Source organism: Heyndrickxia sp. FSL K6-6286 (assembly GCF_038630395.1).
Classification (GTDB): Bacteria; Bacillota; Bacilli; order Bacillales; family Bacillaceae_C; genus Heyndrickxia; species Heyndrickxia oleronia.
In genome coordinates, this window is sequence record NZ_CP152029.1 from 1,649,761 (window position 1) to 1,665,300 (window position 15,540).

14 protein-coding genes and 1 pseudogene are annotated in these 15,540 nt (G+C 34.7%); 10 read left to right on the forward strand and 5 right to left on the reverse strand.

Annotated features, from left to right (window positions below):
- The first annotated feature begins 5 nt into the window (after positions 1-5).
- The 4 genes and pseudogenes from MHI39_RS08330 to MHI39_RS08345 form a co-directional block, all read left to right on the forward strand.
- Positions 6-521 carry a MogA/MoaB family molybdenum cofactor biosynthesis protein gene (locus tag MHI39_RS08330; protein WP_342541069.1) on the forward strand — a complete coding sequence of 172 codons (516 nt, stop codon included), beginning with the start codon at positions 6-8 and terminating at the stop codon, positions 519-521.
- A gap of 115 nt (positions 522-636) precedes the next feature.
- Positions 637-765 (forward strand): hypothetical protein, encoded by a 129-nt coding sequence (locus MHI39_RS08335; RefSeq protein ID WP_259544660.1) that lies wholly within the window; start codon positions 637-639, stop codon positions 763-765.
- A gap of 153 nt (positions 766-918) precedes the next feature.
- On the forward strand, positions 919-1,470 hold the full coding sequence (locus tag MHI39_RS08340) for a helix-turn-helix domain-containing protein (protein WP_058002529.1): 552 nt from the start codon (positions 919-921) through the stop codon (positions 1,468-1,470).
- Positions 1,434-2,321: pseudogene (locus MHI39_RS08345) on the forward strand (IS3 family transposase); the annotation flags it as partial. The gene MHI39_RS08340 and the pseudogene MHI39_RS08345, both read left to right, overlap by 37 nt.
- A 250-nt stretch (positions 2,322-2,571) precedes the next feature.
- On the opposite strand, the gene MHI39_RS08350 reads toward MHI39_RS08345, so the two are convergent.
- Positions 2,572-3,669, reverse strand: coding sequence for a Xaa-Pro peptidase family protein (locus MHI39_RS08350; RefSeq protein WP_180211658.1), 1,098 nt, complete (start codon positions 3,667-3,669; stop codon positions 2,572-2,574).
- Positions 3,670-3,866: 197 nt separating this feature from the next.
- Here MHI39_RS08350 and MHI39_RS08355 point away from each other — a divergent pair, with 197 nt between their 5' ends.
- Entirely contained in the window at positions 3,867-4,547 is a 681-nt protein-coding gene (locus MHI39_RS08355; RefSeq protein WP_058006021.1) for a metal-dependent hydrolase, read from the forward strand.
- 97 nt (positions 4,548-4,644) lie between these two features.
- Here the strand turns inward: MHI39_RS08355 and MHI39_RS08360 are convergent, their stop codons facing one another.
- A complete protein-coding gene (locus MHI39_RS08360; RefSeq protein WP_342540934.1) occupies positions 4,645-6,219 on the reverse strand; it encodes an IS1182 family transposase in 1,575 nt (524 codons plus the stop codon).
- A 237-nt stretch (positions 6,220-6,456) separates the two neighbouring features.
- Between MHI39_RS08360 and MHI39_RS08365 the strand changes: the two genes are divergently transcribed.
- Both MHI39_RS08365 and MHI39_RS08370 read left to right on the forward strand, forming a co-directional pair.
- Complete coding sequence (locus tag MHI39_RS08365; protein WP_251345882.1) at positions 6,457-6,690, forward strand: hypothetical protein; 234 nt, start codon at positions 6,457-6,459, stop codon at positions 6,688-6,690.
- A gap of 87 nt (positions 6,691-6,777) precedes the next feature.
- Positions 6,778-8,082 carry a CBS domain-containing protein gene (locus tag MHI39_RS08370; protein ID WP_058006020.1) on the forward strand — a complete coding sequence of 435 codons (1,305 nt, stop codon included), beginning with the start codon at positions 6,778-6,780 and terminating at the stop codon, positions 8,080-8,082.
- 54 nt (positions 8,083-8,136) lie between these two features.
- On the opposite strand, the gene MHI39_RS08375 is transcribed toward MHI39_RS08370, so the two are convergent.
- Positions 8,137-8,439: a YtpI family protein gene (locus tag MHI39_RS08375; protein WP_058006019.1), complete on the reverse strand. Its 303-nt coding sequence runs from the start codon at positions 8,437-8,439 to the stop codon at positions 8,137-8,139.
- Positions 8,440-8,554: 115 nt separating this feature from the next.
- On the opposite strand from MHI39_RS08375, the gene MHI39_RS08380 reads away from it, so the two are divergent.
- Positions 8,555-9,490, forward strand: coding sequence for a bifunctional oligoribonuclease/PAP phosphatase NrnA (locus MHI39_RS08380; RefSeq protein ID WP_251345883.1), 936 nt, complete (start codon positions 8,555-8,557; stop codon positions 9,488-9,490).
- A gap of 176 nt (positions 9,491-9,666) precedes the next feature.
- On the opposite strand, the gene ytrI is transcribed toward MHI39_RS08380, so the two are convergent.
- Positions 9,667-10,167 (reverse strand): sporulation membrane protein YtrI, encoded by a 501-nt coding sequence (ytrI, locus tag MHI39_RS08385; RefSeq protein WP_058006017.1) that lies wholly within the window; start codon positions 10,165-10,167, stop codon positions 9,667-9,669.
- On the reverse strand, positions 10,164-10,496 hold the full coding sequence (locus tag MHI39_RS08390; protein WP_058006016.1) for a YtrH family sporulation protein: 333 nt from the start codon (positions 10,494-10,496) through the stop codon (positions 10,164-10,166). The genes ytrI and MHI39_RS08390 overlap by 4 nt, the downstream gene beginning before the upstream one ends.
- 299 nt (positions 10,497-10,795) lie before the next feature.
- On the opposite strand from MHI39_RS08390, the gene dnaE reads away from it, so the two are divergent.
- Positions 10,796-14,146 carry a DNA polymerase III subunit alpha gene (dnaE, locus tag MHI39_RS08395; RefSeq protein WP_180211660.1) on the forward strand — a complete coding sequence of 1,117 codons (3,351 nt, stop codon included), beginning with the start codon at positions 10,796-10,798 and terminating at the stop codon, positions 14,144-14,146.
- 107 nt (positions 14,147-14,253) lie between these two features.
- Entirely contained in the window at positions 14,254-15,492 is a 1,239-nt protein-coding gene (locus tag MHI39_RS08400) for a malic enzyme-like NAD(P)-binding protein (RefSeq protein WP_078110172.1), read from the forward strand.
- The last annotated feature ends 48 nt before the right edge of the window (positions 15,493-15,540 follow it).

Here is a 15,540-nt window from a genome sequence, read left to right on the forward strand (position 1 = left end):
TTGGAATGGGTGTTACAAAGCATAAAGAGAACGGCACTCGAAAAGTTAGTTGTGGTGTTATTACAGTTAGTGATACAAGAACAACTGAGACGGATAGAAGCGGGAAATTAATGATGGATTTATTAACTACAAAAGGTCATCGTGTGCATGATTATCGAATTGTTATTGATCAAGGAGCACAAATTTTAGAAGCGGTCGAGAACATGGCGGAGAATAATCATATAGAAGTCATTTTAATGAATGGTGGCACAGGTATTGCAATAAGGGATGTTACCATTGAAACGGTTAGTCCTTTATTTGATAAGGAGCTTACAGGCTTTGGTGAGTTATTTCGGTATTTAAGCTATATAGAGGATATTGGTTCAGCAGCCATGCTATCAAGAGCGACAGCGGGTGTTTATAAAAATAAAATCATCTTTATCACACCTGGCTCTACTGGAGCAGTTAAGCTTGCAATGACGAAACTAATTATTCCAGAACTCCCTCATATTATTCATGAGTTAGTAAAAGATATACGATAAATTTTCATTATAGAAGCGACAAACAGCGTTAAACATTCCTCTTCCAAATTTTAGAGAGCATAACTAATCCTATAATTCAAACAATATAGGTTAGAAAATAGGAAGGGGTTAGATGATGAATAAAAAAGAATTATTCTATGATGAACAAGGTGTAGAGCAAATCAGTAATCAAATAATGAGTGCTTATACGAGTGGCACAGTTGATCGACCAGATATAAATGATGAAGAAGAAAATAGTAAATAAAGGCTTCAAAGGCTCTCATAATGTTTGCAAATTATTTTAAACTTTACCTTAACAGCAATATTAAATGAGAAACGATCCTAATAGAAAAGGAATCAGCTTAGTGATGTGCACCCCAAAAGTTAGACCAAAAATCTAACTTTTGGGGTGTTTTTTATGGTCAAATACGATGAAGGATTTAAGCAACAAGTTGTAGATGCTTATCTTTCAGGAGAAGGTGGCTATGATTCCATAGCTAAAAAGTTTGGAGTTAGAAGCTCAACGAATGTGGCAAAATGGGTTAATACCTTTAGGCAATTTGGAAAGGATGGTTTTCTTAGAAAGAAATCCCCGACTACTTATCCTGTTCAATTTAAGTTAGATGTCCTAAACTATAAATTAAGAACAGGAGAATCCTTTGAATCAGTTGCTATAAAATTCGGCATTCATGAGCCACCAATGATTGCAAATTGGATGCGTACATGGCAAAACGAAGGCATTGAAGGACTCTCTAAACTAAGGGGGCGTCCATCAATGTCAAATAAACAAAAGAAGAAAAACTCAGAGAAAAAGTTAACGAAAGAACAACAACTTGAAAAAGAGATAGAGTTACTTCGTGCGGAGAATGCCTATTTAAAAAAGCTCCGAGCTTCAGGGATAAATATTCCGAGCCGACTGCTAAAACAGAATCGAGAGTCATCCATGAACTCAGAAAAAAATTCAAACTAGCCGTTATCCTTGAAGCAACAGGTTTTCCAAAGGCAACTTATATGTACTGGAAAAAACGATTTGATGAACCTAGTCCAGATGAAGAAATAGAAAAGGTTATTAAAGAAATCGTTGATAAACATACAGGAAATTATGGATATCGTCGAATTGATATGGAATTACGTAAGCGTGGTTATGTTGTAAATCACAAGAAAATTCTACGGATTACAAATAAACTCGGCATTACTTGTAAATCCTTCACACGTAAGTCTCGTAAATTTAGTACTTACAAAGGAACGATCGGTAAGATTGCGAAGAACCTTATCCACCGTAGATTTGATACAAACATTCCACATCAAAAAATGACAACTGATACATCAGAATTTAGATACTACACGGCCGATTCTAAAGGAAATATGAACATCAAGAAAGCCTATTTAGATCCATTTTTAGATATGTATAACGGTGAAATTCTATCCTTTAGGGTATCAGAACGACCAAATTCAAAAGCTATAATGGAGGCTTTAGATGAAGCCATTGAACGAACAAAAGATTGCCCATATAGAACAACTGTTCACTCTGATCAAGGGTGGGCATATCAAATGAAAGCATATGTAAAAAAACTAAAAGATAATAATATATTTCAAAGCATGTCCAGAAAGGGTAACTGTCTAGATAATTCACCTATGGAAAATTTCTTTGGCATTATGAAGCAAGAAATGTACTACGGTAGAATTTATCACTCTTTTGAAGAGTTAAAACAGGCTATTATAAACTATATTTATTATTATAATAATGAACGAATAAAAGCAAAATTGGCTGGCATGAGCCCGGTTGAATACCGTCTTCATACCAGCCGATTAGCTGCTTAAATATTTAGTCTAACTTTTGGGGTTCAGTACATAGCTGATTCCTTTTTTATTTTATTTAAGGCTGTTTTCGTATAGTTTGTTGTTTGTGTAAAAGCCCAACTGCCGGCTTTTACACCTAATAAAGATTCATCGGTTCTTATGAAGATTGCAGCTCTTTTCTCAGAGAAATAAAAGGTGTAGTGGTCTTCAGCCGATAGTAGTTATTAGTTAAAACTTTACTTAAATAGCAACAATGTTTGAGAAAAGAGGCTTATTTAATAATTTGCAATTCCTTAGGGAAGGCAGTTAAAATTTCTACTCCATCTTTTGTGACAAATATATCATCTTCTATACGGACACCAGCAACATTAGGGACGTAAATTCCTGGTTCAATAGTAAAGACCATTCCTTCTTGAATAACAAGTTCATTAGTATTTGTTACAGAAGGATATTCATGAACACCAATACCTAATCCATGACCAAGTCGATGTGGGAAGTATTGTCCATAGCCAGCTTCAGTAATAATATTTCTAGCAATATTATCTAAATCTTTTGCTTGGACACCTGGCTTGGTTGCATTAATTGCTTCTATCTCTGCTTTTAATACGGTATTATAAATTTTTTCTTGTTCTTCATTAAAATGATCGTAAGCAACTGTACGAGTAATATCTGAACAATATCCTTCATATACAACACCTAAATCAAAAAGAACAAAGTCGCCTTTTTTAATTTTAGTTAGGCCAGGGTTACCATGGGGTGAGGCAGCATTTGCTCCAGTTAGCACCATCGTTGAGAAGGACATTTCAGAGATTCCCTTTTTCTTTAATTCATATTCAATGGCAGCAATAATATCTAATTCTGTTTTGCCTTCTTTAATTTCACTAACACCTGTTTGCACAGCGAAATCAGCAAATTCTGCTGCTTTTTTTAATAGCTCTTTTTCTTTTTCGTTCTTAATCAAACGTAACTGGCGTAGTTTTTCTTCAGCAGCGATGAATTTAGTGCCCTCAAATCGATTAATTAACTGTTCATATCTTTCTACTATTACATGTTCTTTTTCCAATGCCATAGTATGTATATTCGTTACACGACTTTTCATGTTTTTTTCAAGTGTATCCCATGGATTGTCGGTATCTGAACATCCAATCACTTCATATTCCCATCCAGTAGCCTTTGCATCGTTAACATCCAATGATGGACAGATTAGGAATGGTTCAGCTTCCTGAAACACTGCAATACCGAGTAGTCGTTCATGAGGATCACTTCGAAATCCACTTAAATAAAATACGTTTTCAGTTGAAGTTATAAAGGCAGAATCTATATTTTCTTGTTTAAGCCAATTCATTAATTCATGTAGTCGTTGATTCATTTTTTTCATCTCCTTAAATACGTATATATACAGAATAGCAGAAATGATTCAGACTATCTATTTTTGAAGCTGTATGAAATATAAAAGTTTCTTTTAATTTTAGTTCAAAAAGGGTATTTTGTAATATGATGAAGGATTTCTTTAGTTTCTATGGAAATAAAGAAATAGGCTAGTTTTTTAAAAAGGAGAGAGAGTAAATGAAGGTATCCTATCATGGTCATTCAATTGTAAAGGTTGAAACGAAAGGTAAGACAATTTTATTCGACCCATTTATTACGGGAAATTCACAAACTGATTTAAAGGTAGAAAATGAACATCCTGATTATATTATTCTGACACATGGGCATGGGGATCATGTCGGTGACACAGTTGAACTTGCCAAAAAAAGCGGGGCTCTAGTGATTGCGAATAATGAAATTGCTAATTATTTAAGCTGGCAGGGAATTAATACTCATCCTATGCATATTGGTGGTTCGTTCGAATTTGAATTTGGAAAAGTAAAATTAACACCTGCTTTTCACGGATCTGCATTAATCACCGAAAATAAAGAAATAATTTATCTAGGAATGCCTACAGGAGTACTATTAATGGTAGAAGGTAAAACGATCTATCATGCGGGTGATACAGGCTTATTTTCAGATATGAAACTGATAGGTGAGAGACATCCTATTGATTTAGCGTTTTTACCAATTGGAGATAATTTTACGATGGGGCCTGAGGATGCTGCAATTGCAGCCAAGTTCTGTCAAGCTAAGGTCGTTGTACCAATCCATTACAATACCTTTCCACCAATCAAACAGGATCCACAGGTTTTTATTGACTTATTAGAAAAAAATAATGGAAAGATAATGAGTGCTGGAGATTCAATGAATCTTTAAAAAGGGGCTGGGACATAACTAGCTTCAAATAGTGAAAAAGTTGAATTTGAGCGAACTCAAATTCAACTTTTTCTATTTTTGTGTGTTGATTCTTCTATTACCGTAGTTGTTTGGCCGTGAATTTTCTTAAATTCACGGCCATTAATGCGAGTCCCATTTCATTTTCTACCTTCGATTTTCCTCGTACAGAAAATCGAGAGAAACGCAAATTAGCCTTCAAGAATCCAAAAACTGGTTCCACATCGATTTTGCGTTTTCGATAGATGGTGCTCGTTTTCTCTTCTGAAAGCTTCGCTCTCACATATTCTTTTTGTTGTTCCCATTTTTCATTCACCATTAGTTTTCGATTGTTGCCTTCTTTAGCTTTTGTACATAATGAACGGAATGGACATCCCGAACAGTCCTCACACTCGTAGATCTTGAACCTTCGTTGAAATCCTGTACGGTCAGTACGGACAGAATGATAGTGAAATTCAAGACGTTTCTGGTTAGGGCATATATATGTATCTGTTTCTTCACAATACTGCCAGTTATCGGGATTCAATGGGTTTTGTTTGTACTTTTTCTTTTGCTCCTTCAAATACAGATTAAACGTAATCAGTGCTTCTCGTTTTCTGTTCGAAAGGATATCATTATAGTTTTGTTCACTACCATAACCTGCATCTGCGACAATATGTTTCGGTAACACGAAATAATGGTTCTCGATTTCATCAAGAAATGGAATTAACGTACGTGTATCTGTTGGGTTTGAAAATAAACTATAGGCAAGCGTGTATTGCCCTTCCGTTGCGATTTGTACATTATAGCCAGCTTTCAATTGTCCGTTTTGCATATAATCATCTTTCATTCGCATAAATGTCGCGTCCAGATCTGTTTTGGAATAGCTATTACGTGTGCCAAAGATTTCAAAGTCTCGTTGGTATTTTTGTTTTCGTAAGACAAAATCAATCAATTGTTTACGCACTTGTTTCGGGTATTTGCGCTCACTTCTTAAAGCTTTTCGTTCTGGAACGTCTGATGATTCTTCAATTTGTTTATCATACTCAGCTACGACATTGTCCACTTTTTCAACCAATTGAGCGAGCTCTTTCAATGATAATTGTTCATCACCTTCCCGTTCAATTTCAGGTATAATTTCGTTCTCAAGTAGCTCGTTATATAGCTGGTTTGACCTTTCAATTAAACTGTGATGATATTTCTCAATCGATTTCTTCCAGACAAACGTAAATTTATTCGCATTTGCTTCAATCTTTGTACCATCAATAAAAATTGCTTCTTGATCGATTAGTTTTTCTTCGATTAATTGGCAACGAAATTGGACGAAACATTGGCGAATTAATTCTTTCACATCTGAATGAACACGGAATCGATTGATTGTACGGTAGCTTGGTTCATACCCTTGTGATAGCCACATCATCCGGATACTGTCTTTTAATAGGGCTTCAATTTTTCGCCCTGAAAAGACAGATTGGGTGTAGGCACATAAAATAATTTTAAGCATCATGCGTGGATGATAAGCAGGATAGCCCTCATTTCGCAGAAATGGTTCGAAAACTTCATGAGGAATACTTTCAACTAGATGATGGATATGAAAGGCAATATCATTTTTTTGTAATTTTACTTCTAAATCTAAAGGTAAAACTAATTGATTCATGGTATAATTTTTAAACATAAGGATCCTTCTTTCTGATTTTATTTGGTGTGGTAACTTAATTTTATCAGAAGTGGTCCTTATTTTATTGTAAAAAAATCAAAGCCGGTGAAATTTTACTCGTCGTAAAATTCACCGGCTTTTTCATCTCAGAGGTGGGTTTTGTCCCAGCCTCTTTTTTTCTTTATATATTTAGTATTTGACCGTGTGGTTTGTGCATAGAATAATACAAGCTTATTTATGGGGAGGGAATAAATCATGAGAAACAGATACTTACTATGTATGCTATTAACCATATTAATGCTGTATTATGCACTACCTCAATTATCATTTTCACTTGAAAATAAGCAGGGCATTTTTTCATTAGCATGGTTAGGATTATCATTACTAGTTTTCGCAGGAAACCTTTCGGCTTGGCTCTATACACCAAAAAAATATCGAGCGAATCAAAAAATTGCTGAAACCACTCGAAAACGTGCACGTTCGAATTAAGTGTTTTTGGCGCTAAAAATTGAATTGCCAAGCTATTCACCTTATAATGTAACTAATATAGTAAGCGGAAAGAATTGGGTGGGGAGCTTGGCAACAAAACATGAACAAATATTACAATATATAGATAATTTACCAATTGGTGAAAAAATTTCAGTTAGACAAATTGCCAAGGCATTAAATGTAAGTGAAGGTACTGCTTATCGAGCGATTAAGGATGCTGAAAATAAAGGATATGTCAGTACGATTGAAAGAGTTGGTACCATTCGCATTGAAAGTAAGAAGAAAAACAATATTGAAAAGTTAACCTTTGCAGAAGTTGTGAATATTGTTGATGGACAAGTACTAGGTGGCAAAAAAGGACTACATAAAACGTTAACTCGATTTGTTATTGGTGCCATGAAGCTTGAGGCGATGATGAAGTATACGGGTGCCGGAAATTTACTTATTATCGGAAATCGGACAAAGGCTCATGAATTAGCATTAAGAGCTGGAGCAGCCGTCTTAATAACAGGTGGTTTTGATACAGACGAAGAAGTAAAGAAACTAGCGGATGAATTAGAATTACCTATCTTATCAACAAGCTATGATACTTTTACAGTTGCAACGATGATTAACCGAGCCATTTATGATCAATTAATTAAGAAGGAAATCATATTAGTTGAAGATATCTTAACCCCAATTGATCAAACTGCCTATTTACTGAATAATGATAATCTAGGTAGTTGGTATAAAAAAAATAAATTGACCTCCCATAGTCGCTTTCCTGTTGTTGATAAAGGAATGAAAGTACTTGGAATGGTCACTTCAAAAGATATTATCGAACATGATTATCAGGTGACAATTGAGAAGGTAATGACCAAAAATCCTATTACCGTAGGATTAAAGACAAGTGTTACTTCAGCTGCACATATGATGATTTGGGAAGGGATTGAGGTTCTTCCTGTTGTAGATGATTATCATCGACTATTTGGCATCATTAGTAGGCAGGATGTGTTAAAAGCTTTACAAATGTCCCAACGTCAGCCACAAGTTGGTGAAACAATTGATGATATTATTACAACTCAGATCGATGCAAATAGTAGTGATGAAAGCTATTATTTTGAAGTTTCCCCGCAAATGACAAATCCCCTAGGGACGATCTCTTATGGGGTATTTACTACACTTGTGTATGAAGCAGCTTCCAGAAAATTAAAAAAGCAAAAAAAGGGCGATATAGTAATTGAGAATTTAACAATCTATTTTATTAAGCCTGTACAAATCGAGAGTACAATTGAGGTTGTTCCGACCATTTTAGAGGCAGGGCGTAAATTCGGGAAAATGGACGTTGAAGTATTTAATGAAGGGCAGCTTGTGGGAAAAGCTTTATTAATGTGTCAATTAATTGATAGGTAAGTATATGTGAAAAAGGGATGTCCTTTACTAGGACACCCTCTTTCTATTCAGCGATTATTCATTTATTTCCTCAAGTTCCTTTATAGCAAAAGGTTTAAAATAACGCAATGACTTAATCCCTGCCCACACACTAAAAAAGCCTAAAAGGATAAAAATACCTCCTATAATGTAGGTAATGGTCGAAGGGTGTAGGAATAATTGATTAATACCAAACAAACCAACGAATAAGCCAAGTGCAATACCTGATTTTCCAGATAAATATTTTTTCTCCATTGGAAGACGACTTCTGACAAATTTTATTTTATAGAATACATAGAATGTCAGTGATAAAATAATTAACAATACTAAAAAAGGCATTTACTTCCCTCCAACACGTATAATAACAATATTGATTTTATTGTAACGAGTTTTAAATGAAAAAGCCACAGAGGTTCATTAAATAATCTTGACAATTTATAAAGGGGTTAAAAGAATGAAAGATCAAATTTTAGAAACTATAAAACAATATGAAACGATCATCGTTCATCGTCATGTTCGACCTGATCCGGATGCATATGGTTCACAAGGTGGGCTTGTAGAAATTTTACGTACTTCATTTCCGAATAAAAAAATTTATGCTGTCGGAAAACCGGATCCATCATTGGAATTCTTAAGACAATTAGACATTGTGCCAGACGAGACTTACCAAAATGCATTAGTGATTGTTTGTGACACGGCAAATGAAGAAAGAATATGTGACCGTCGGTATAAACTGGGAGATAAATTGATTAAAATCGACCATCATCCAAATGAAGATGCATATGGAGATTTGCTTTGGGTAGATACTTCAGCTTCATCCACTAGTGAAATGATTTATGAATTCTATCTATTTGGATTGGAAAAAGGGTTAAAAATAAACGATGAGGCCGCAAGACTAATCTATAGCGGGATTGTTGGTGATACTGGAAGATTTTTATATCCGAGTACAACCCAAAAGACATTTGATTTCGCAGGTGAGCTAATTAAGTTTTCCTTCGATCGTAACGAATTATATGACAAGATGTATGAGCGTGATCCAAAGGTGATTAAATTGCATGGATATGTTCTACAAAACTTTGAAATGTATGTCAATGGGGCAGCAGTTGTTAAGCTTAGTAAAGATCTATTGAAGAAATTTAATGTCATTCCTTCAGAAGCATCCTTATTAGTTAGTACACTTGGCGATGTTAAAGGGATCAAGGCTTGGTGTTTTTTTATTGAAGAAGAAGATCAAATTCGTGTCCGACTTCGCTCGAAAGGACCAGTTATTAATCAATTAGCAAAGAAATACAATGGCGGAGGACATCCATTAGCAGCAGGAGCATCAGTTTATTCATGGAATGAAGTGGATACAGTAATAGATGACTTGATTGAATTGTGCAAAGACTAGTCATGTCGACTAGTCTAAGAAATTAATATAAATACGTGCAATTGGCTTATTGTTAGTTGAGCGATTATATGTCATCTCCTAGCGCCTAACCTTTCATGAGAAAAACTAGTAATCAATGAAAATTTTGATCCTCTCATCTAGTTAGATCAAGGCGCTTGACAATTTCTCGACGACCATCAACTCAGTTTTATTTCGAGTTCAATGCTTATCGTAGAATAGAAAACGATGTTTTTTATCGTATATTTGTATGGACGATTGTTAAATTTATCAATTCTATTCTCGATTGTTTTATAAACTAAATCTTTATTTTTGTAAGTGTTATATAAGTCCTTAGCGATAAGGGAGCTTAAGTCATCTTTAATCCTATTCTCGGCTTCCATAATACTTAAATGGTCAATTTTATATTTTTCATAGTTCTTAATTTTTACTTGAACTTTTTGTATAATTAAAAGCTCGGCGTTTTTCCGATTTAGTTCTTTATAGTCTTCTTGCCATATTTTTTTATCTTGTTCCAGATTATTGATAATTTCTGTTTGGGATTTGATTTTCTTAGCTTGTTTCTCTTGCAATACCCCAAACATAAACAGAAAGATAATCCAGCTTATACATCCTCCAATGACTACTCCAGCAATGAAACGCTGCCATGCAGGTCGACGATATAAAGGCGGAATTCTCATTGACCATGCTCCTGTGTTAACCATGAAATAATTAAAGAAGCCGTATTCGCTCCTCCCATCGCTGATAAGATGAGTAAAAATTGTTTAAATAGATCCTTTGTTTCTCCGTTTAAAAATCCTTTTTCAAAGCTATAAACTGTATCAAATGTACCCCCAATTGCAGCGATAATTGCCCAGATTCTTAGGCCTTTGGAAATTCTGGAAATCTCCCATAAGACCTGTTCACCAGTTATAAAAGCTGCAAGTCCACCTATTAAGGTGCCCCCTAACATCACCCCGAGTGCGATAAAAAAACTATTAAAAAATGCGGGGAAAAAAGCTTCATCCATATATATCCACTCCAACTACCATAAATTAGGTGAAGATTTTAGTGAATTCTTTTACAAGGATATTTCCGTATAGATTGTTGAATCAAAAAGTGTACATTAATTTTAAAACTTACCAATTGTAAAGCTTGTAACTATAAATTCGACAAAGTTTAAGAATAGAGCCTGTTACAATATATATGGGACAACTTAGTTAGTTATGTAGAGAATTAATAAAAAAGATCAAATGGGAACATATTTTCTTTTTTGACCATAGCGATTTATAATAGATACAAAGAAGATCAATAAGGAGGGGACGATAGATGTCATTTGTTCATTTACAAATTTCAACGGCATATAGTTTGTTATCAAGCACAGTCTCCATTCATAAATTAATTGAGAAGGCGAAAAAGCTAAACTACCATGCATTAGCTATAACAGATAGAAATGTTTTATACGGTGTTGTGCCGTTTTATAAAGAATGTGTAAAAAATAATATAAAACCAATTATCGGATTAACGATTGATGTGATAAGTGAAATCAATCAAGAGCAATCATACCCTCTAGTTCTATTGGCAAAAAACAAAAAAGGTTATGAAAATCTTTTGAAACTATCCAGTACTATACAAACAAAATCTAAACAAGGCATTCCATTAAAATGGTTAAGAGGTTATCGCTCTGGTTTATTTGCTTTTACTCCCGGGTTAAAGGGTGAAATTGAACAGTATCTTTTAAATGGAGATAATGAAGCTGCGAAAGAGGTTGCAGTAACTTTTAAAAATCTATTTGAAAAGGACTCTTTCTTTTTTTCTTTGCAGAATCATGGTCTACCAGAAGAAAAAAAGCTAATTGAACAGTTAATCGAGTTAGGATACAAATATGAGATAAAACAAATTGTCACTAATGATGTTCAATATATAGATAAAGAAGATGCCTTTAGTCATGAATGTTTAATGGCCATTCGTGAAAATCAAAAATTAAGTGATGATGAACGACCTAAGCTCATGTCTGAGGAATATTATTTAAAAGATAAAGAAAGTATCGCTGAGGATTTTGCAGCATATATAGATGCATTAGAAAATACCATTTTAGTAGCGGAAGCTTGTCATGTTCAAATAGAAATGAACCGTAAGCTTCTTCCGAAATTCCCAGTACCTAATAATCAAACGGCTTCTAGTTTTTTACGAGATTTGTGTAGAAATGGTTTAAAAGAAAGGATAACAAATCTAACAACCACATACATGGAGCGGTTAAACTACGAATTAGATATTATTGAGCGAATGGAATTTAGCGATTATTTTTTAATTGTTTGGGATTTTATGAAGTTTGCCAGGGATAACGGAATTTATACAGGACCAGGGCGGGGATCAGCGGCAGGCTCTCTCGTAGCCTACGTATTATATATAACGGATGTTGATCCTATTTCCTATGGATTACTGTTTGAGCGTTTTTTAAATCCTGAACGTGTCTCAATGCCTGATATTGATATTGATTTTCCAGATCATCGTCGTGATGAAGTTATCCAATATGTAACAGAGAAATATGATAATCTCCATGTTGCTCAAATTATTACATTTGGGACATTTGCAGCAAAAGCCGCTGCTAGAGATGTAGCGAGAACTTTTGGTTTCAATTCCAAGGAATTGGAACAGCTCTCAAGAATGATACCAACTAAACTTGGAATTACTTTGGAACAAGCTTATAAAGAATCAGAACGGCTGCAGAGTTTTGTAAAAGAATCAAATCTTCATAAGAAACTATTTGAAACAGCACTAAAGTTGGAAGGAATACCTAGACATGTTTCAACACATGCGGCAGGGGTGGTCATCAGCAAGGAGCCACTAGTCAATTTAATTCCCATTCAAGAAGGACATGCAGGGGTATATTTAACGCAATATACTATGGATATACTAGAGGAGATTGGCCTCTTAAAAATGGATTTTCTAGGTCTCCGTAATTTATCTCTCATAGAAAGAATTCTAACTAATATCTCAAAAGGAACAAAGAAAGTAATCAATCTTTCTCATATCCCATTGAATGATGAAAAAACCTTTCAATTATTAAGTAAAGGAGATACAACTGGGGTATTTCAACTTGAATCTGATGGAATGAGAAATGTATTAAAAAGGTTGAAACCAAACGAATTTGAGGATATCGTTGCTGTCAATGCATTATTTAGACCAGGACCAATGGAGAATATCCCAACTTATATTGATAGAAAACATGGGAGAGAAAAAGTTTATTACCCTCATCCGGATTTAGAACCAATTTTAAAAAATACGTATGGTGTTATTGTATATCAAGAACAAATTATGCAAATTGCCTCAAAGATGGCTCGTTTTTCTTTAGGAGAAGCGGACTTATTAAGAAGAGCAGTAAGTAAGAAGAAAAGAGATGTTCTTGATCGAGAGAGAAAGCATTTTGTAACGGGTGCAATTAACAATGGATATGATCAAAGTACAGCTAATGAAATATATGATTTAATCGTTCGATTTGCTAATTATGGATTTAATAGAAGCCATGCAGTTGCATATAGTGTAATAGCCTATCAATTAGCCTATTTAAAGGCACATTACCCATTATATTTTTTGTCGGCATTATTAACCTCTGCAATTGGAAATGAGGATAAAATTTCACAGTATATACGTGAGGCAAAACAAATGGGACTTACTATTCTCCCTCCTTCAATTAATAAAAGCTACTTTCCGTTTACAGTTGAGAAAGGAGCGATACGTTATAGTTTAGCTGCAATCAAAGGGATTGGAGTTGCCGGGTTAAAGGATATATTAGACGTTAGATCGTCCAAACCATTTAGTGATTTGTTCGATTTTTGTTTAAGGACAGTCTATAAATCCATTAATCGGAATGTACTAGAAGGATTAATTTTTGCTGGTGCGTTTGATGAGTTTAATCAAGATCGTGCAACACTTTTAGCTAGTGTGGACGTGGCTATTCAGCATGCTGAGTTAGTCAAACCTGATGAAACTGAATTAGATTTATTTGTAGATGAAGAACTATTTCATATAAAACCCAAATACCTAGAAGTTGAACCTATGAAATCAATTGAAAAGCTGAACTTTGAAAAGCAAGTTTTAGGTGTCTATTTATCCGACCATCCGATAGGCCCTTACAAAAATCTATTAGAGGAATTTTCAAATCTGACTATCGATAGGTGCCAAACTAGTCAGCGCAAAGTAGCAATGGGAGGCCTCATATTAAATGCGCGGACAATTAGGACAAAAAAAGGAGAATTGATGTGCTTTATAAGGTTTAGTGACCCAACTGGTGAAATGGAAGGGGTAATTTTCCCGAATATTTACCAACGATATCGTGAACTTTGTAAAGAGGGACAAATTGTCTTGCTTAAAGGGAATTTAGAGGAACGTAATGGTGGAATACAATTAATTGTGCAAGAAATTGTTGATATTCATTGCTTAGAAGAAAGAAAGAAAAAATTATTTCTTCGAATCCCGCAATCATTTTCAACACATGAAAGTTTGCAAAAAATAAAAGCGATTATTCATGCTTTTAATGGGGAAACATCAGTCATACTTTTTTACGAAGAAAATGAACGAACGATTCAACTCCCGAAGAAAGAATCCGTTAATCCTACACAGGAATGTATTGACCAGTTAAAAGGATTTTTAGGAGAGCAGAATGTCGTTTTACAATAATAATATTTTTCACTGAAAAGAGAATTATGATATATTATGTAATAGACCAATGTGGTCAGACCACCTAAATGAAAGTTTCGGAGGAAGAATAAAGGAGTGGAAGAACTTTGACTTTGCGAGAAGAAGCCCTACATATGCATAGGATAAACAAAGGAAAACTAGAGTCTAAATCTAAAGTTGTTGTAAAAAATGCAAAGGATTTAAGTTTAGCCTATTCACCAGGAGTAGCTGAACCTTGTAAAATGATATATGACAAACCTGAAACTGTATATGAATATACAATGAAGGGGAATATGGTAGCTGTAGTTACTGATGGAACTGCTGTATTAGGATTAGGAAATATTGGACCGGAAGCTGCATTACCAGTAATGGAAGGAAAAGCAGTATTATTTAAGAGCTTTGCTGGTGTAGATGCTTTCCCAATATGTTTAAATACTACGGATGTTGATAAAATTGTTGAAACTGTAAAATTATTAGAACCTACATTTGGTGGAGTTAATTTAGAAGATATCGCTGCACCGAACTGCTTTGAAGTAGAGGAAAGATTAAAAAAAGAAACGAATATCCCAATTTTTCACGATGATCAGCATGGAACAGCTATTGTTACAGTTGCTGGTTTATTAAATGCATTGAAATTAGTTGGCAAAAAAATAAGTGAAATTAAGGTAGTCGCAAGTGGAGCAGGTGCTGCTGGAATTGCAATTATTCGACTACTTCACCACTACGGTGTTCGTGATATTATTATGTGTGATTCAAAAGGTGCAATATTTGAAGGTCGTTCATATGGAATGAATCGCATTAAATCAGAGGTTGCCAAATATACGAACCGTGATCGATTGGAAGGAACCTTAGCTGATGTTATTCAAGGTGCAGATGTATTTATTGGTGTATCTGTAGCTGGGGCATTAACAAAAGAAATGGTTGAAACAATGAATAAAGATTCAATTATTTTCGCAATGGCTAATCCTGATCCTGAGATTATGCCTGATTTAGCGAAGGCAGCGGGGGCAAAAGTAATAGGTACTGGACGTTCGGATTTTCCTAACCAAGTGAATAATGTTTTGGCGTTTCCTGGGATCTTCCGAGGTGCTTTAGACGTTCGTGCTACACATATTAATGAAAAAATGAAACAAGCTGCAGTTGAAGCAATTGCAAATCTTATTGATGAAAAAGAGCTTGATGCAGATTATGTGATTCCTAGACCATTTGATTCACGAGTTGCCCCAGCTGTAGCAGCTGCTGTTGCGAAAGCTGCGATGGAAACAGGTGTTGCACGTATAAAAGTGGACCCAGAGGAAGTGAGAGCAAGAACAGAAAAGCTTGCTGTAATCGGTAAAGGTGAGTGATTTATTAAGTGGAGAAACAAACAAGTAAAACAAAGGCTTATCTTGAGA